Genomic DNA, 17,475 nt, shown 5'->3' with positions numbered 1-17,475 from the left:
CAGCAGCCTTTCTCGGAGGTGCGCCGGGCGCCACGGACCGATGTCCTCACCCCCGGGACCCGAAGGTCCCTTCCCGGTCGGCCGCGCCCACCACGGGCGCGGAGGGACGAACGTCCCAGGCCGAAGTGGCGAAGGCCCCTGCGGAGGCGGGCGGCAGCTCGGCAGCGTGGAAACGAACTCCTGTCGACCGGGGGAGGGCCCGTGAACCGCACGAGAGTCCGCAGGATCGCGTTCGCCTGCGGCGCCGCCACCGCCTATGTGTTCGCGCTCCGTCCCACGCTGCTGTGCTGGGGTGCCACCTACAGGGAGGCGGGCGTCCGGTATCCGAGCGACGAGCTCGTGGAGAACGCGACGAGCCAGTCGACCATGGCGGTCTCGCTGCCCGCGCCTCCGGAGGAGGTCTGGCCGTGGCTGGTGCAGATGGGGCACGGCCGGGGCGGCTGGTACAGCTGGGACCTGCTCGACAACGGCGGGCGGCCGAGCGCGGACCGCGTCGTCCCCGAATGGCAGGACCTGGCGGTGGGCGACCGCGTGCCCGCGGTGCCGAGCGGGGAGGCCTACTTCCGGGTCGAGGTCCTCGACCCGGAAAGGACGCTGGTGCTGCGGAGCGACCTGGAACTGCCGTCCGGAAGGTCGTTCGACCCGCGGGGCCCGCTGCCCAGGGCGTACTCGGACGGGATCTGGGCGTTCCATCTCCGCCGGCTCCCCGACGGGTGCACGCGGCTCGTCGTGCGGACGCGCGGGCGCGGGGAGCCCTCCTTCGCGAACCGCCTCTTCGCCTGGGGCCTGGGTGAGCCCGCGCATTTCATCATGCAGCACCGGCAGTTCCGCAATCTCGGCCGGCGCGTCGCCCGCCGCGGGTCCGCCGGGGCGCGGGGCGTTGAGGCCGGTCAGGCCCGCCGCCGGGGGAACGTCCGGCTCGTCCGGTAGCGGGAGGCGGACGAAGGACCTTCGTCCCTGGTGCGGGTTCCGCCGGCGCGGTGGAATGTAATCGGGCGAGGGAAGTCGAGGAGAAAGGGACGGAGAAGTGGGAGACCACGCACCGTCCATCTCGAAACGCTGCCTAAGCGGCGGAGGGCTTCTCCCGCCCCCAATCATGTTCCCTCGCGGACGCGGGGGAGGGTGACGGAGGTGCCCGATGTCTGACGGAAGCGGTGCCCGCGACGTGGTCGTCGGCTTCGACGGATCGGTCTACGCCATGCAGGCGCTGGACTGGGCGCTGGACGAGGCGGAGCTGCGCGGATCGCCGCTGGTGCTGTGCCACGCCTGGCACTGGCCGTACCAGGGCGTCGCCCCCGAACTGGAGGAGGCGGGCCGCCGGTCGCTGCACGAGGCGGCGCAGCACGTGCTGGCCCACGGCGTCGAGTGCGCGCGGGAGCGCACCGCCGGGGTGGCGGTCAGGCCGGTCTCGGAAGAGGGGTCGGCGGCCGAGCGGCTCACGGAGCTGTCGTCCGGCGCGGAGCTCCTGGTGCTCGGGTCCCGCGGGCTCGGGCGCCTCGCGCGCGTGCCCGTCGGCTCGGTCGCCGCGCACGTGGCCATGCACGCGCGGTGCCCGGTCATCGTGGTCCGCGGCGTCGGCGCGCTGCCCCGTCCCGGGGACGTGAGGCCGGTCGTGGCCGTGGTGGACGGCTCGCCGGCCGCGGAGGGCGCGCTCTCCTTCGCCGCGCGCGAGGCCGAGCTCCGCCAGGTGCCCCTGAAGATCGTCTACACGGGCGCCGAGGCGGAGCCCGCGACGGGGCCGGCGGCCCGGCACTCCTCCGCTCACGACCCGGTGGAGCGGGCCGTGGCGGTCGTCCAGGAGCGCCACCCGGACGTCCTCACGCATCCGGAGAACCCGCTCGCGCCCCCGCCCGAACCGCTGCGGGAGGCCGCGCGGGAGGCACGGCTCCTCGTGGTCGGGGCCGCGCACCCCGCGTTCGGCTCGGTGGCACAGTGGCTGCTGTACAACGCGGTCTGCCCGATCGCGGTGGTGCCGCCGGGGAGCACCGGCGACTCCTGACCGGCGACTCCTGACCGGCGACTCCTGACCGGCTCCGCCCGCTGGGCGGACACGTCCTCCGGATTTACCCGAATGTCCCTGCATGACCGGACTTTTGAACCTTTATCGGGGGACGGTGGGGGCGGACGCTGGAGGCATGACGACGGACGCCGAGAGCGGCATGAGGACCCTGCGCCGGATCGTGTCGGGAGAGCCGGTGACGACCGCGGTCGAGATGCCCGAGGTGCGGCTGCCGGACGTCCTGCTCGGCGCACCCGTCCCGTACGTGCGCCCGCTCGTGGCCTGGCTCCAGGAGAGGCCGCCCCACGTCCTCGCCCTGGCCGACCGCGAAGGCGCGGACATCGAGATCCACCACGGCGGGATCCAGCAGCGGATCGTCCGCAAGGAAGTCGGCGCGGACGACGGCATGAGCGGAGCCGTCCGGGGGGCCGGAAGGCGGAACAGGCGCGCGCCGGCGGATCCCGGTGAGCGCAACGCCGTCCGGGTGGCGAGGGCCATCTGCGACGAGCTCCTTTGCAGCCCCATGGAGCTGCTCCTCATCGCCGGAGACATCCGCGTGGTCTACGACGTCGACAAACGCGTCCCAGGCGGGTTGCGGCGCAGGGTCTCCGTCCTGCACGTGCCCTGCGTCCTCACTCGCGGGGACGCGGGGCACCGCCTGGCGCCCCGGGTCGACCGGCACGTCCGCGCCTGGGTCTCGGAGCGGAACCGGCGGCTCCTGACGCGGATCACCGAAGGGGGCGGCTCCGGTGACTGGGCGGTGGCGGGCGCGCAGTCGACGCTGGACGCCCTCTCGCGCGGCCGGGTCCGCGTCCTGGTCGCCGTCGACGACCCGCGGGACCGCCGCGTCGCGTGGTTCGACCGCTCGTCCGCGCGGGTGGCGCTGAGCCCGGACGCGTGGACGCGCCCGGACGCCCCGGCCGACGCCGTCCCCGTGATCGAGGCCGCCCCCCTGGTCGACGTCGCGCTGCGGGCCGCGCTCCTCACCGGAGCCGAAGCCCGCCTCGTCCCGCCCGGCACGCCCGACGCCCCGGTCCAGGGCCTCGGCGCGCTCTGCCGCTTCGGCGGATGACGGGCCCCCGCGCCGGGGGGCCGAAGGTCCCTGTTCCAGCGGACCCTCGCCCCTCCTGCGGGAGCCCTTCGCGGGTCAGGCTGGGACCGACCAGGCGGGAACCCTGAAGGGGGAGTTCACTGATGAACGACGAGCCGATCACCGGTGTGGTCGTTGGCTACGACGGCTCCACGGGCGGTGTGCAGGCCCTGGAGTGGGCCGCCGACGAGGCCCGGGCCCGGGGCCTGCCCCTGACCGTGCTCCACGTGTGGGACGTCTACGTCGGGGGCCCGATCGCGATGCCGGTCGTCGACCTGCGGGCCGTGGCGGAGGAGAACCTCAACAGCGGCGTCGAGCACGTCCGGAAGGTGGCGCCGGAACTGACCGTGCGGGGGGTGCTGGCCCGGGGGCAGGCGGCCGCCAGGCTGATCGAGGCGGGGCGCGGGGCGGACATGGTCGTGCTCGGCCCGCGGGGGCTCGGCGGGTTCGTCGGACTGGTGCTCGGCTCGGTCGGCGCGCAGGTGGCGGCGCACGCCCCCTGCCCGGTCGTGATCGTGCGGGGCGAGCTCGTCCCGCCGCCGGAGCAGGTGCACGGGCACGTCGTGGTGGGCGTCGACGGCTCCGCGGCGTCCCGGGAGGCGCTGGCGCTGGCGTTCACCGAGGCCGGCGCGCACGGCTGGGACGTCCACGCGCTCGTCGCCTGGGAGGCGGTGCCGGAGGGGGAGACCCCTCCACTGGTCGACGAGTCCGGAATGCGCGACGCGGCCAGGGCCCGCCTGGCCAGGATGATGATCCCCTCGCGCGAGCTCCACCCCGACGTGAAGGTCCAGTTCGAGATCGTGACCGGACCACCGCGCGAGGTCCTGATGAGCGCCGCCGAAGAGGCCCGCCTGCTCGTCGTCGGCTCGCGGGGCCTCGGCGGCTTCCGCGGCCTGCTGCTCGGCTCGGTCAGCCACGCCCTGGTCCACCACGCGCCCTGCCCGGTCGCGGTCGTCCACGCGTCCTGAGCGCGGGCCGGCGGACCCGCCTGGTCTCCGCGCGAGAGGCGCCGGGGGCCGCCGTCGGCGGCCCCCGGCGCCGTCCGGTCAGCGCCTCGGGGCCTTCTCGCGCTCCACCTGAGGAGCGGGAGCGGACGCCGGCCTCGGCGTGCGCAGGGTCGCGGCGGCCAGGACCGCGCCGGCCAGCGCGACCAGCGCCGCGCCGGCGAACGCCGCGGAGAAGCCGTCGGTGAGCGCGGCCGGGTCGCCGGACCGGCCGGCGCCGGCGGAGGCGGCGACGGCGGTCATCGCGGCCAGTCCCAGCGCCGAGCCGACCTGGTAGCCGGTGTTGACGATGCCCGAGGCGAGGCCGCCCTCCTCCGGCCGCGCGGCCGAGATCGCGGTGCCCAATGAGGGGATGAAGGCCAGCGACATGCCCAGCGCCGCGACCAGCGACGCGGGCAGGACGTCGACCCAGTAATTCCCCTCCGGGCGGACCAGCGCCAGCCAGCCCATCCCGGCGGCCAGCACCAGCAGCCCGGTGACGGTGGCGGCCTTCGGACCGAGGCGGCCGATGGCCCGCGGCGCCAGCACGATCATCCCGATCATGATCAGCGCGGTCATCGGGACCAGCGCGGCCCCGGAGGGGAAGGCGCTGTAGCCGAGGACCCGCTGCAGGTAGAGGTTCAGGAAGAACCACATCGGGATCCAGGCGCCGCCGAGCAGGAACTGGGCGAGGTTGGCGGCGCCCAGGTTCGGTGCGCGGAAGATCGACAGCGGCACCAGCGGGCTGCGGCGGGACGCCTGGACGGCCAGGAAGACGCCGAGCAGGACGAGCCCGCCGGCGAGCACCGCCCAGGTCGCGGGCGCGTCCCAGCCGGCCTCGGGGGCCCGGACGACGGCGAAGACGACGGCGCCGAGCCCGGCGGTGACGGTGAGCGCGCCGACCACGTCCACCGAGCCGCGGGCCCTCCCGCCGCCGCCCGGCATCAGCGCCGGCGCGGCGGCCAGCGCCACGACGGCGATGGGGATGTTGACGTAGAAGACCCATGGCCAGGACGCGTACTCGGTGATGAGGCCGCCGAGGAAGACCCCCGCGGTGCCTCCGGCGGGGGCCGCCGCGCCGTAGAGGGACAGCGCCTTGGTCAGCTCGCGCGGTTCGGAGCCGAACAGCGTCATCAGCAGGGTGAGCGCGGCGGGCGCGATGAGCGCGGCGCCGACGCCCTGCAGGGCGCGCCCGGCCAGCTCGACGGCCACGGTGCCGGCGGCGCCGGCCACCGCGGACCCGGCGAGCAGGACCACCCATCCGGTCGAGAAGAGCCGGCGGGCCCCGAACAGGTCCGACAGCCGGCCGCCGAGCAGGAGCAGGCCCCCGAAGGCGACGACGTAGGCGTTGAACACCCAGGACAGGTCCTCCTGGGAGAAGTCCAGGTCGTCCTGGATGCGGGGCAGCGCCACCCCGATGATCGAAGTGTCCATGATCACCATGAACTGGGCGGTGGCGATGAGTGCCAGCGCCCACCAGCGGCGGCCGGCGGGCGGCACGGAACGAGCGGACATATCCCCTCCCATTTACCCCTAGGGGGTATTATTGGAACGGGGTTACCCTAAGGGGGTATACCGGAACCCGCAAGCGTCCTTGCGGCGATCGGAAGGGTGACCTGCCGCACTATCCGCAGCCCACAGGCGCGATCCTCTCCGTGGGCAGTCCCACCCGGCGGTGACATCAAGCGAGGGATCGTCGAATCAACCTGGACATATACGGGGTAGGGGTACCGTCCCGTCCCCGGCATGAGGCCTCAGTGGCGCGTGATCGGCCGGCCGTGGTGGGCGGGGGCGGCGGTCGACGGCCGCGCGGGGCGCGGGTCCGGGCTGCCGCGCTCCTGGAATCCCGGCCGCACCTCGATCGTCGAGGCCCAGGCGTCGATCCGCTCCCAGTCGCGGTAGTCGCCGTACCGGCATCCGAGGCCCCTGAAGAGCAGATGCCCCACCACGGAGGTGTGCTCGCGGCGGAAGATGCCCGAGAACAGGCGGTGGTCGCGGGCCCTGACCTTGTCCCGGAGCTCGTCCCCCACGAGGCCCTCCTCCTTGGCGCCGAAGTTGCGCCACGGCCCGCGCAGAGCGGCGGGCATCCCGACGCTGAAGAGCCACACCGGCCGGCGGGCCAGGACGGCGCGTTCGCGGTCCAGGAAGGCGAACGCCTCGGGCAGCCAGGTGCGGTCGTGGATCGCGCTGCCGAGCACGAACGCCTCGTAGGATCCGGCGTCGTCGACCTCGGCCATGGAGCGGACGTCCACCTGGAAGCCGCGCTCGGCCAGCAGCGTGCCGATCCGTTCGGCGATGCTCCGCGTGGAGCCGTGCGCTGTGGCGTAGCCCACCAGGACCGTCATTTCCTCACCTCCGGGATGTGTCAATCTCAGCTTCGGCCCTCGCCGCGCCCGCCCCCAGGGCCGAACGTCCCGCGACGGCGGTACGTGTGGGAGGTCCGAACGTCCCTGCGGCGAGTGCCGAAGGACTTCCCGGCCTCCTCAGGGTTCGGGCCGGCCCGGGACGTCGGCGAGCACGAAGTAGTTCTCCTCCTCCTGGGCGAAGTGCAGGCGGAGGACGGCGTAGAGCTCCTGCGCGGTCCGCCTCAGGTCGCCCGCGGGCTCCGGAGCGGCCGGGGCGGTACGGAGCTCCGCCAGCAGCGCGCCGACCCGGCGGGTCAGTTCGGCGATCTCGGTGTGCCCGCGGCTCATCGCCCCGGTGGGGTCGGAGCCGCCCAGAACGCGCGCCACCGCCGGGTAGAGGAGCCTCTCGTCCTTGCGCTCGTGGGCCGCCAGGTCCGTCAGGAAGCCCGACAGCGCTTCCACGGCGGTGTCCCGCGCCTGCCCGGCGGGACCGGCGGCCGCGTCCGCCAGCGCGGGCAGGCGCTCGATCCGCGGCCACAGCGCCTGGTGCTCCTCGTCCAGCCGCCTGACGAGCTCGGCCTCGTCCCCGCGAAGGCGCGGCGCCCTGTCGCGGCTCGGCCCGAGCACGCGCAGGGCGGACAGGATCGCCGCCACGTCGATGCCCTCCTGGAGCAGCGCCCCCGCCGCCGGGGCCAGGAACCCGAGCGCCGCGACGACCATCGCGGCCAGCGACAGCCCCATCCCGACGAGGACGCTCTGGCGCGCGACCGACCGGGTGCGCCGCGCGATCGCGAGGGTCTCGGCCAGCCGCTCCAGCCGGTCCACGGTGATCACCACGTCGGCCGCCTCGGAGGAGGCCGTCGCCCCCCGGGCGCCGAGCGCGACGCCGACGCCCGCGGCGGCCAGCGCGGGCGCGTCGTTGACCCCGTCGCCGACCATCACGGTCGGGGCCCGGGCGCTCTCGTCCCGGGCGACCTCGACCTTCCCGCCCGGCGACAGCCCGGCGTGCACGGCGTCGGCCCCCACCAGCTCGGCGATCGGCCCGGCGACGTCGGCGCGGTCGCCGGTCACCATCACCGTACGGCCGATGCCCGCCCGGCGCAGCAGCCGGAACGTGCGCGGCGCGTCCGCGCGCATGCGGTCGCGCAGCAGCAGGACGGCCGCGAGCCGCCCGTCCACCCCGACGAACACCGTGATCGCACCGCGGGCGGCGGCCCGGCCGCGGACCCGGTCCAGCCACGCGGCGTCGGCGCGCCCCGCCCAGCTCGCCTTGCCGACGCTCACCCGGCGCCCCTCGACGGTCCCCCGGACGCCGCGGCCCGCGCGCTCCTCGACGTCGGACGGCGTGGCGAGGCGCATGCCGCGCTCGCGGGCGCCGCGGACGATGGCCGAGGCCAGCACGTGCGGGGAGACCTGGTCGAGCGACGCCGCGAGGAACAGCGGGTCCTCGCGGCCGGCCGGGTCGGCGGGGATGATCTCGGTGAGCGCGGGACGCCCGGTGGTGACGGTGCCGGTCTTGTCGAACAGCAGGACTCGCGCGCCCGCGAGCCGTTCCAGGACGCCCCCGCCCTTCACGACGACGCCCCGGCGGGCGCATCGGGACAGCCCGGACACGAACGCGATGGGCGCCGCGAGGATCAGGGGGCAGGGCGTGGCGACGACCAGGACCGCGACCGCCCGCACCGGGTCCGCGGCGGCGATCCACGCCGCCCCGGCCAGCACCAGGGTGACCGGGATGAAGACGGCCGAGTACCGGTCGGCCATCCGGATGAACGGCGCGTTCTCGGCCGCGGCCTCCTCGGCCAGGCGGACTATCCCGGCATAGGTGCTGGAACGGGCGTCGTTGGTGGCGCGCAGGTCGAAGGGGCCGCCGGAGTTGACCGTGCCGCCGCGCACCGCGTCCCCGGCGGGCCGCTCCACCGGCAGGGACTCCCCGGTGAGCGTGGACTCGTCCAGCACGGCCGTCCCCTGCTCCACCAGCCCGTCCACCGGCACGGTCTCCCCGGAGCGGACCAGCAGCAGCTCGCCCGGTCCCACCTCGGAGACGTCGACGGTCTCCAGGCCGGTGTCGCTCCGGCGGTGGGCCACCCGGGGCGCGAGCGCCAGCAGCGCGCCGAGGTCGCGGCGGGCCCGCCGCCCGGCCCGCTCCTCCAGCAGCCGCCCACCGGTGAGCATCACGGCGATCACGGCGCCGGCGAGCGGCTCGCCGACGGCGATCGTCCCGCCCAGCGCGAGGACGGCGATCACGTCGCTGCCGAACCTGCGGTGCAGCAGGCCGTCCACGACCCACCACACGGCGGGGCAGAGCGCGACCACCGTCGTCGCCAGCCAGATCAGGTCTCCGGCGCCCGGGCCCACCGTCCAGCGGACCGCGGCGCCCGCAGCCAGCCCGACGGCGGACACGGCGAAGAGCAGCTCGTGCCGCCCGAACGCGGTCTTCACCGTCATCCACCTCGCCGCCTGTGGGAGCCAGTGCCCTCCACGCTCCCCGGCCGGCCTCGGGCGGCCAAGGGGCGGTCGGCTCGTGGCCGGGGGACGACGGGCTGCCCGACCTTGGGACCTTCGTCCCTTGGGGCGCGCCGGAAGGCGATGGAGCGTGGAAAGGAGCGGCCGTGCCGCTGTGCGCGCCGGGTCGCACCGAAGGAAGCGATCGCCGCCAACGCATGTGAGGAGACGCGATGTCCGAGCCGATCGTCGTCGGCACCGATGGTTCCGACGAGGCCGCGGCCGCCCTCGACTGGGCGGCCGCCGAAGCCGCCCTGCGCGAGCGCCCCCTGCACATCGTCCACGCCGTGGAGAGCTGGCCCTACAAGGCCCCGCTGTTCGCGCCGCCCGAGACCGCCGAGCGCCTGACGCGCGCGGGGCGCATGGTCCTGGCGGCGGCCCGCGAGCGCGTCCTGGAGCGCCGGCCGGACCTGGAGACGACCACCGAACTGGTCGCCGAGGAGGCGTGGCAGGCGCTGCGGGCCCAGTCGGAGAAGGCGTTCGAGCTGGTGGTGGCCAGCCGGGGCCGGGGCGGGTTCGCCAGCCTGATGCTGGGATCCACGAGCCTGCGCCTGGCGGGCCACTCCGCGGTGCCGGTGGTGATCGTGCGCGGCGACGGCGCCGACCGCGGCGAGGTCATCGTGGGGATCGACCTGGCCCAGGAGACCGAGCCGGTCCTCGACTACGCGTTCGAGGCCGCCGCGCTCCGCGGCGCCCGGCTCCGCGTCGTCCACGCCTGGCAGACGTTCGCGACGCTGATCGAGGCCGGTTACGCCGTCGATGCCGACCAGATCGAGCTGGACCTGCGCAAGGAGGTCGCGGCGGCCTACCAGCCGGTGCGCGGCAGGCATCCGGGGGTCGAGGTCGCCGACGAGGTCATCCTGGAGCACCCGGTGACGGCGCTGTCCAACGCGTCGCGGAACGCCCGCCTGCTGGTGGTCGGCGCCCACGACCGGCGCTGGAGCGCTCCCCGGCTCGGGTCGACCTCCCACGGGGTCATCCACCATGCGCAGTGCCCCGTGGCCGTCATCCCCTCCCGCTGACACCCGCCCGGACGGACTCATCGGCAGCGGCCCGCGCCGCTGCCGATGTCCTGTGCCCGCAAGGTGTGTCAGGCCGGGGTGGGGCTGCCGCGCCGGAGCGGGGTCTGGCGCATCATCCGCTGGAGGTCCTCGGTCGTGACGATCCCGACCAGGTGGTGGTCGGAGGCGACGGCCGCGACGAGGTCGCCGGCGACGGGGGCCATCTGGAGGAGGGTGTCGACGGGCCTCTCGGGCGCGACGACCCGGTCGGGTCCGAGCGTGACGCTGACGTCGCCGAGCGTGACACCGGTGTCCCAGGCCGGGATGCGGGAGAGCCGGTCCGTCGTGACGGCGCCGACGGGTTCGCCGGAGACGCTCACGACCGGGAAGACCGACTGGCGGGACCGCACCGCCACGTCCCGGATGAAGCCGGCCGCGGGCTGCCAGGTCCAGCCGTGGTCGGGGTCGTGCCTCATGATGTCGGCGACCCGGAGGTCCCGCGCGGCCTCGCGCAGGTCGCTCCAGCGCTCCTCCGCCCGCGCCGAACTGGAGATGAACCAGCCGATCAGGGCCAGCCACAGCCCGTTCCACCAGCTCCACAGCAGCAGCATCAGCAGCCCGCCGCCCATCATGACGCGGCCGAGCCACAGGCCGGCGTGCTGGGCGGTGCGGGTCGCGCGCGCCTTGTCCCCGCTCCGGCCCCACAGCAGCGCGCGCAGGATGCGCCCGCCGTCCAGCGGTGCTCCGGGAAGCAGGTTGAACACCGCGATCAGGACGTTGGTCGCCGCCAGCCAGCTGAGCGAGGCGGTGGCGATCACGGGCGCGCCGAGCGCCTCCGCGGCCTGCCAGGCCCCGGCGAACACGCCCCCGGCCGCCGCGCTGGTCAGCGGGCCGACGCCGGCGATCTGGAGGTCGGCGCGGGCGGTGGCGGGTTCGCCGTCCAGTTCCGCGAGGCCGCCCAGCGCCCACAGCGTGATCGAGGCGACCCCCACGCCGTGGTGGCGGGCGACGATCGCGTGCGCGATCTCGTGCGCGGCCAGCGAGCCCATGAACAGCACCGCGGCCACGGCGGCCGCCGTCCAGCGCAGGCCGGGCGACGCGGCCGGGTCGGCGGTGGGCAGCACCGAGCGCCCGAGGATCTCGGTGATCAACAGCATGATCACCAGAACCGACCAGTGCACACCGACCGGGATCCCCCGGAAGGTGCCGAACCTGAACGTCTGTTTCATCACGAGCCTCCTACCGATGCCTTCAGGCTCGCGCCGCCGTGCGTGCGGCGGTCAGGGGCGAACATCCCCTCCCGGTGGGCCTTTGGACCCCCGGACCGGGCCGGCGCCCTCCCCGGCGGCCTCGGTGCGCAGCGCCGCGACCTCCACGGTCAGGTCGATGCCGACCGGGCACCAGACGATGCACCGGCCGCAGCCCACGCAGCCGGAGGAGCCGAACTGGTCGTGCCAGGTGCCGAGCTTGTGGGTGAGCCACTGCCGGTAGCGGCTCCTGGGCGACGCCCGGACGTCGCCCCCGTGCAGGTGGGAGAAGTCCGGGTCGAAGCAGGAGTCCCAGAGCTGCCACCGCTCGGCGTGGTCGCCGGTCAGGTCCGTGGTGTCGGAGACCCTCGTGCAGAAGCAGGTCGGGCACACCATCGTGCAGTTCCCGCAGCTCAGGCAGCGTTCGGCCACCTCGTCCCAGCGGTCGGCCTCCAGGGTGCCGGCCATGAGGTCGCGCAGCCCCAGGGCGGGCATCTCCCGGCCCATGCGGCCGGCCGCCGCCGCCACCTCCGCGCGCGCCCGGGCGACGTCGGCGGGCTCGGCGGGCGGCGGGGCCATGCCCTCCACGAGGGCGGCGCCCGCCTCGGTGGCGACGTCGACGACGTAGCGGAGGCCCTCGCCGCCGACCAGCTCGGTGAGCGCGAGATCGTAACCGGGGCCTGCCTGCGGGCCGGTGCCCATGGAGGCGCAGAAGCAGGTCCCGCCGGGCTCGGTGCAGTTGACGGCGATGACGAAGTTGTCATGCCGCCGTGCCCCGTAGGCGGGGTCGGCGTGGCGGCCTCCCAGGAGGACGCGGTCCTGGATCGCGATCGCGCGCAGGTCGCACGGCCGGACGCCGAGCAGCGCCAGCCGGGCCGCCTCGGGCTCGTGGTCCCTCACCTGGAACCCCTCCCGCGTCCGGTCCGCCTCCCAGAGCTTGACCTTCGGCCGGTGCAGGAACGGCTTCCAGGACTGCGGCCCGGCGGCGTGCGCGAACGCAGCGCCGTCCTCGCGCCTGCGCAGCCGGTAGGCGCCGGCGCTGAGCGTGACGCCCCAGCCGTAGGGGAGCCGGTCGGCCGAGTCGAGCTCGTCCAGGACGATGGCGTCGTCGCGCACGGTCGGCCCGATGACGGTGTAGCCCGCCCGCCGCAGCGCCTCGCAGAGGGGGCGGAGACTCGTCAGCACCAGCGCCCCGGGGCCGCCGGTCTCCGATGTGTTCGCAGGAGCGGTCATGCGTCCTTCCTTCCTGCCCGGTCGTCCGCCGGGCGCACGGCTCCGCGCCGGGGCGGGAGCGCGCCGGCCAGGTGGTCGGCGACCGCGCCGACCGCGACGGCGACGCCCGGGGTCAGTCCCCGGCCGAACCCGAAGTCGGCCCCCTCGATCGCGAGGACGCGGAGGCGGGCGGGCATCCGGTCCACCGCCGACCCGAGCGCGACGGCGTCGCCGAGGCCGAGGGCGTGGTCGGTCACGGGCCGCGCGGTGAGGGCCGCGGTCTCGGCGTCCAGCTCGTGGATCCGGCCGGGCTCCGGCGGGTCCGCCCGCACGGCGTCCACGACGATCGCGAGGTCGGCCCCCGCCCACAGGTCGATGAGCCTCGCGGGCTCGCCGTCGGTGACCGCGAGCCCGGCGTCCACGCGGCCGCGGAGCGCCTCGACCACGGCGGGCCCGGCGCCGTCGTCGCGGCGGAAGGCGTTCCCGACGCCGATCACGGTGATCACGACCGCTCCACGGTCAGGTCGAGGAAGTGGGTGGAGCAGGAGATGCAGGGGTCGTAGTTGCGGATCGCCTGCTCGCAGTGCCTGGTCAGGGCCTCGTCGTCGAGGTGGAGGCGGGCCGCGACGAAGCGGCGCAGGTCGTCCTCGATGGCCGCCTGGTTCTGCGACGTCGGCGGGACGATCTTCGCCGCCCTGATGAGGCCGTCCGGGCCGAGGTCGTAGCGGTGGTAGAGCAGGCCGCGCGGAGCCTCGGTCGCGCCGTGCCCGGTCCCCTCCCGCGGGGTCACCGGAACGGACGGGCGCGGCGGCGGCTCGTACGCGGCGATGATCCGCAGCGCCTCGTCCACGGCGTAGACGACCTCGACCGCGCGGACGAGGATGCTGCGGAACGGGTTGCGGCACTCGGGGCCGAGCCCGGCCCGGTCCGCGGCCTCCAGCGCGAGCGGGGACAGCCGGTCGCGGTTGAGGGAGTAGCGGGCCGGGGGACCGGTCAGGTAGCGGCCCCCGCCGGTGAAGCGGGCGTGCAGGGCGGTCGAGTGCGGGACCTGCTCCTCGACGACGTTCCGCTCGAAATCGGCGGCGGCGAAGGCGCGCCCGGCGCTGCCGCGGACGATGCCGCCCTCCAGGGGGTACCGGTCGGCCGACAGCGCGAGGAACTCGTGGCCGTGGGTGAAGTCGGGGAACTCGAAGCCCGCCGCCCATTCCACGGTGGCGAGGGCGTCGTCGAGCGCCCCCCGCAGCGTCTCGGCGAGCGGGGCGAGCTCGGCGGGCGCCGGGGTCCGGTAGAAGCCGCCGACCCGGACGTTCACCGGGTGGATCGCGCGCCCCCCGAGGAACTCCATGAGAGAGTTGCCGGCCTTCTTCAGCCGCAGCCCCCGCTCGACGGCGGCGCGGTGGTCGCGGGCGAGTTCGATCGCGCCGGGATAGCCGAGGAAGTCCGGTGCGTGCAGCAGGTAGATGTGCAGGGCATGGCTCTCGATCCACTCGCCGCAGTAGAGCAGGCGGCGCAGCTCGCCGAGGGCGCCGTCCACGGTCGCGCCGCAGGCGGCCTCGACGGCCTGGCAGGCGCTCGTCTGGTAGGCGACCGGGCAGATCCCGCAGATCCGGGCGGTGATGTCGGGGGGCTCGGTGTGGGCGCGGCCGCGCAGGAAGGCCTCGAAGAACCGCGGCGGCTCGTAGATGGCGAGCCGCACCTCCTCGACCTGCGAGCCGCGCACGCGGACGTGCATCGCGCCCTCGCCCTCGACCCGCGCGAGGGCCCCGACGCTCAGCGTCCGGTCGTTGCGGTGCGTCATGGCCGCTTCCCCCGGGCGGAACCGCCGCTCGCCCCGGGCGGGGCCTCCTCGCGGAAGGCGGCGACGTTGAAGGTGGACAGCACGCGGTCCGCCTCGTCGTCGGTCATGTCGAGCCACGGCAGCAGGCCGCGCGTGTTCGGTCGTCCTTCGCTCCACGCGGGGGCCGGGCCGAAGCAGCCGTAGCAGCCCCGCCCGTACGCCGGGCAGATCGCGCCGCACCCCGCCTGGGTGATCGGGCCGAGGCACGGGGTGCCGCGGGCGACCATGACGCAGACGTTCCCGCGGATCTTGCACTCGAAGCAGACGCTGTGGACCGGGACGTCCGGCCTGCGGCCCGCGAGGTGCGCCGCCAGCACCTCCAGGAGCTGGCCGCGGTCGATCGGGCACCCGCGCAGCTCGAAGTCCACGGGCACGTGCGCGGCGATGGGGGTCGACGTCGCGAGCGCGGTGATGTACTCGGGCCGCGCGTAGACGACGGAGGCGAACTCCTCCACGTCGGCGAAGTCGCGCAGCGCCTGGATCCCCCCGGCGGTGGCGCACGCGCCGATCGTGACCAGCTTCCGCGAGACCGCCCGCACGTGCCGTATGCGGTCCAGGTCCGCGGGCGTCGAGATCGACCCCTCGACCAGCGAGACGTCGTACGGCCCCTCGCCGACGGCGCTCGACGCCTCGAGGAAGTGCGAGACCTCGATCTCGCCGGTGAGGGTGAGCAGCTCGTCCTCGCAGTCCAGGAGGGTGAGCTGGCAGCCGTCGCAGGAGGCGAACTTCCACACGGCCAGCGTCGGTCGTCCCATGGCTACAGCTCCCTGACGGTCATCAGCGGGGCGGCGCGCTCGTAGGGGACGACCGGCCCGTCCCGGCAGACCAGCAGCGGGCCGAGCTGGCAGTGCCCGCACCAGCCGACCCCGCACCGCATGTTGCGCTCCAGGGAGAACCGGACGTTCCCCGGCGGCACCCCGAGCCCGGTGAGCGCCTCGGCGGTCAGGCGCATCATGATCTCCGGCCCGCAGACGAAGGCGGCGGTCCGGGCGGGGTCGATGTCCGCGGCGCGCGCCAGGGCCGTGATCAGTCCGACCTGGCCGGTCCAGCCCGGGGCCGGCCGGTCCACGGTCACCTCGACCTGGGCGCCGCGCGCCCGCCAGGTCTCCAGCTCGCCGGTGAACAGCAGGTCGCCGGGGGTGCGGGCGCCGACCAGGACCGCGATGCGGCCGAAGGCCTCCCGCTCGGCCAGGGCGCGCAGCACGACCGGCCGCAGCGGGGCGAGGCCGATCCCGCCCGCCGCCACGACCAGGTCGCGTCCGCGGGCGCCGTCCAGCCCCCAGCCGGTGCCGAGGGGGCCCCGCAGCCCGAGGACCTGGCCCGGCCCCGTCCCGCACACGGCCCGGGTGACGGCGCCGACGGCCCGGACCGTCTGCTCCAGCACCGGCCCGGCCCGGCCCGCGGGGGCCGCGCCCCGCTCCCCGCCGTCCGCCCCGATGCGGCTGAGGGAGATCGGCGCCTCGCCGACGCCGAACGCGTACATCATCGTGAACTGGCCCGGCGCGGGCTCGGGGATCGGCGCAGCGACGGGCTCCAGCGCGAGCGTCACCGTGTCGGCGGTCTCCACCCGCCGGGCCGTCACGCGGTACGGGACGGGGGTCATCGGATGCCCCGGGGGCGCCGGGGTCATGCCGGCCGCTCCGGGGGCGCGTACAGGTCCAGCACCCGGACCCGCGTGGCTTCGAGCCGGTCCAGCAGCACGGCGCCGAACCGCAGGGTCAGGTCGTAACCGAGCCGGAGGTCCGCGGCGCACAGCTCCCGGACCTCGGCTCCCTCGAACCGGAGGGTCCGGACGGCCTCCAGGGAGACGGCGCCGAACCTCCAGACGTGCGGAGGGAACATCCACGACCAGCCCAGCACCGAGGAGGGCGGCAGCGTCTCCACCACCACGGCGCCCCGCCCGGGGACCTGGAGGTCGAGGGCCACCGTCCCCGAGCGCAGCAGCCAGAAGTGCCCGGCGGCCCAGCCCTCCTCGAAGAAGCGGTGCCCGGCCGGGACCTCCAGCGCGCGGGCGGTGGCGGCCAGGGCGGCGAGGTGGCGGTCCGGCATGCCGGCGAAGAACCGCTCCGCGGCCAGCGTCCCGCCCGTGACGCCGTTCGTTGCCTCCACCTGCCGTGACCTGCCCTCATGACGGAATGGGCATACCGCAGGGACGGTCAAGAACAGGCGGGGACGGGGACCGGGGGTCAGCCGGCGGTGCGCAGCAGTTCTCCGGCGTCCGGGTCGGTGACGGGCAGGCCCGCGCCGTCGAAGACGACGGCCCCGGCCTCGTCGAGCGCCCGGCGGGAGAGCCGGTAGTGGTGGGCGCACAGGTGCAGGTCCACGGGCCGGCGGTCGCGGCCGGTGAACGGCGTGATCGCCACCACGACGGGCTTGGCCAGGCAGCAGCAGCCCCGGTCCGCGAGGGGCGGCACCACGGCCGGTGCGGGGGAGGGCCCGGGCTCCGCTCGTCCCGGCTTCCTGCTCCTGCCCGCGCGGCGGGCGATGCCCTGGTTCGAGAACTTGGTAGCCATGCCCTCACCCTCCCCCTCCGCCGCGCCGCGGGAGCAGGGCCGTCCCGCCGCGGGTTCCGGGACCAACGGCCCGCGCGCGGCGCCGGCGGGCGCGCGGGCCGGGGTCCCCGGCGGCTCATCCCGTGGAGCCGACGAGGACGCCGTAGGCGATGATGTTGTCCTTGTAGCTGCGCTTGACCGGGTCGAACTCGCCGCCGCAGGTCATCAGCCGGACCGTGGGTTCGGCCGTCCGGCCGTAGACGCGCCCGGTGGGGAACCGGGACTTGCGGACCTGCTCGACCGAGGTGATCTGGAAGACCGCGGTGCGCCCGTCCCGGCGCAGCACCCTGACCTGCGCCCCGCGCCGGAGGCGGCCGAGGTCGTAGAACACGGCGGGGCCCGACGCGCGCGTGTCGACGTGGCCGTAGAAGGCGGCCGGTCCGCGCTCGCCCGGCGCCGCGCCGCCCTCGTACCAGCTGGTGAGCCACGGCTGCCTCAGCGAGGGCTCCTGGACGGTGCCGTCGGGGTTCAGCCCGAGGGCCGTGACCGGCGCGTCGACCCCGATCGCGGGGATCCGGATGCGGACGGGCACCGACCGCGCCATGGCGGCCGCCGCCGGGGGGCTCGGCGACGAACCCCCCGAGCCGCCCCTGGGCACGCCCGGGGGGCCGCCCCGGTCGAGTCCGAAGACGACCAGGGCGACCCCGATGATGACGGCGGCGGCGGCCGCGAGCGGCAGCCGCACGCCGGCCCGCCGGCGCATC

General features: G+C 75.5%; 17 protein-coding genes. 5 read left to right on the top strand and 12 right to left on the bottom strand.

Translation table 11 applies throughout. The features are described 5' to 3' along the window. Positions 1 to 201 precede the first annotated feature (201 nt). The 4 genes from FKD65_RS07485 to FKD65_RS07470 all read left to right on the top strand — a co-directional run bounded on the left by FKD65_RS07485 (position 202) and on the right by FKD65_RS07470 (position 4,057). Positions 202 to 930 (top strand): hypothetical protein, encoded by a 729-nt coding sequence (locus FKD65_RS07485; RefSeq protein WP_205718589.1) that lies wholly within the window; start codon positions 202 to 204, stop codon positions 928 to 930. Positions 931 to 1,138: 208 nt separating this feature from the next. Further along, on the top strand, positions 1,139 to 1,999 hold the full coding sequence (locus FKD65_RS07480) for a universal stress protein (protein ID WP_141576778.1): 861 nt from the start codon (positions 1,139 to 1,141) through the stop codon (positions 1,997 to 1,999). Between the two features lie 136 nt (positions 2,000 to 2,135). Further along, positions 2,136 to 3,071: a hypothetical protein gene (locus FKD65_RS07475; RefSeq protein WP_141576777.1), complete on the top strand. Its 936-nt coding sequence runs from the start codon at positions 2,136 to 2,138 to the stop codon at positions 3,069 to 3,071. Positions 3,072 to 3,193: 122 nt separating this feature from the next. Next, a complete protein-coding gene (locus FKD65_RS07470; protein WP_141576776.1) occupies positions 3,194 to 4,057 on the top strand; it encodes a universal stress protein in 864 nt (287 codons plus the stop codon). Positions 4,058 to 4,135: 78 nt separating this feature from the next. Here FKD65_RS07470 and FKD65_RS07465 read toward each other — a convergent pair whose 3' ends face one another. The 3 genes from FKD65_RS07465 to FKD65_RS07455 all read right to left on the bottom strand — a co-directional run bounded on the left by FKD65_RS07465 (position 4,136) and on the right by FKD65_RS07455 (position 8,865). Beyond that, entirely contained in the window at positions 4,136 to 5,587 is a 1,452-nt protein-coding gene (locus FKD65_RS07465; protein WP_141576775.1) for an MFS transporter, read from the bottom strand. A 239-nt stretch (positions 5,588 to 5,826) separates the two neighbouring features. Continuing rightward, positions 5,827 to 6,417, bottom strand: a complete 591-nt coding sequence (locus tag FKD65_RS07460) for a flavodoxin domain-containing protein (RefSeq protein ID WP_141576774.1) — start codon at positions 6,415 to 6,417, stop codon at positions 5,827 to 5,829. 138 nt (positions 6,418 to 6,555) lie between these two features. Further along, the gene (locus FKD65_RS07455) at positions 6,556 to 8,865 is read right to left on the bottom strand and encodes a heavy metal translocating P-type ATPase (RefSeq protein ID WP_141576773.1); all 2,310 of its coding nucleotides are present in this window, start codon (positions 8,863 to 8,865) and stop codon (positions 6,556 to 6,558) included. 230 nt (positions 8,866 to 9,095) lie between these two features. Between FKD65_RS07455 and FKD65_RS07450 the strand changes: the two genes are divergently transcribed. Continuing rightward, on the top strand, positions 9,096 to 9,944 hold the full coding sequence (locus FKD65_RS07450) for a universal stress protein (RefSeq protein WP_141576772.1): 849 nt from the start codon (positions 9,096 to 9,098) through the stop codon (positions 9,942 to 9,944). Positions 9,945 to 10,012: 68 nt separating this feature from the next. On the opposite strand, the gene FKD65_RS07445 is transcribed toward FKD65_RS07450, so the two are convergent. The 9 genes from FKD65_RS07445 to FKD65_RS07405 form a co-directional block, all read right to left on the bottom strand. Beyond that, positions 10,013 to 11,152 carry a site-2 protease family protein gene (locus tag FKD65_RS07445; RefSeq protein ID WP_141576771.1) on the bottom strand — a complete coding sequence of 380 codons (1,140 nt, stop codon included), beginning with the start codon at positions 11,150 to 11,152 and terminating at the stop codon, positions 10,013 to 10,015. Positions 11,153 to 11,203: 51 nt separating this feature from the next. Next, positions 11,204 to 12,403: a 4Fe-4S dicluster domain-containing protein gene (locus FKD65_RS07440; RefSeq protein WP_141576770.1), complete on the bottom strand. Its 1,200-nt coding sequence runs from the start codon at positions 12,401 to 12,403 to the stop codon at positions 11,204 to 11,206. Beyond that, the gene (locus FKD65_RS44865) at positions 12,400 to 12,888 is read right to left on the bottom strand and encodes a hydrogenase maturation protease (protein ID WP_205718588.1); all 489 of its coding nucleotides are present in this window, start codon (positions 12,886 to 12,888) and stop codon (positions 12,400 to 12,402) included. The genes FKD65_RS07440 and FKD65_RS44865 overlap by 4 nt, the downstream gene beginning before the upstream one ends. Further along, positions 12,885 to 14,180 (bottom strand): Ni/Fe hydrogenase subunit alpha, encoded by a 1,296-nt coding sequence (locus FKD65_RS44860; protein ID WP_141576769.1) that lies wholly within the window; start codon positions 14,178 to 14,180, stop codon positions 12,885 to 12,887. The genes FKD65_RS44865 and FKD65_RS44860 overlap by 4 nt, the downstream gene beginning before the upstream one ends. After that, positions 14,177 to 14,974: an oxidoreductase gene (locus FKD65_RS07425; protein ID WP_141576768.1), complete on the bottom strand. Its 798-nt coding sequence runs from the start codon at positions 14,972 to 14,974 to the stop codon at positions 14,177 to 14,179. Before FKD65_RS07425 ends, FKD65_RS44860 begins: the two co-directional genes overlap by 4 nt. A 2-nt stretch (positions 14,975 to 14,976) precedes the next feature. Next, positions 14,977 to 15,849 (bottom strand): FAD/NAD(P)-binding protein, encoded by an 873-nt coding sequence (locus tag FKD65_RS07420; RefSeq protein WP_240810012.1) that lies wholly within the window; start codon positions 15,847 to 15,849, stop codon positions 14,977 to 14,979. Beyond that, positions 15,846 to 16,328: a cyclic nucleotide-binding domain-containing protein gene (locus FKD65_RS07415; RefSeq protein ID WP_205718587.1), complete on the bottom strand. Its 483-nt coding sequence runs from the start codon at positions 16,326 to 16,328 to the stop codon at positions 15,846 to 15,848. Before FKD65_RS07415 ends, FKD65_RS07420 begins: the two co-directional genes overlap by 4 nt. Positions 16,329 to 16,405: 77 nt before the next feature. Continuing rightward, on the bottom strand, positions 16,406 to 16,732 hold the full coding sequence (locus FKD65_RS07410) for a hypothetical protein (RefSeq protein WP_141576767.1): 327 nt from the start codon (positions 16,730 to 16,732) through the stop codon (positions 16,406 to 16,408). A gap of 115 nt (positions 16,733 to 16,847) precedes the next feature. After that, positions 16,848 to 17,474, bottom strand: a complete 627-nt coding sequence (locus tag FKD65_RS07405; protein ID WP_141576766.1) for a class F sortase — start codon at positions 17,472 to 17,474, stop codon at positions 16,848 to 16,850. Between the last annotated feature and the right edge of the window lies 1 nt (position 17,475).

The organism is Actinomadura sp. WMMA1423 (assembly GCF_006547145.1).
GTDB lineage: Bacteria > Actinomycetota > Actinomycetes > Streptosporangiales > Streptosporangiaceae > Spirillospora.
The sequence above is the reverse complement of the archived record's forward strand: the minus strand, read 5'-3'. Positions and strand labels throughout refer to the sequence as shown.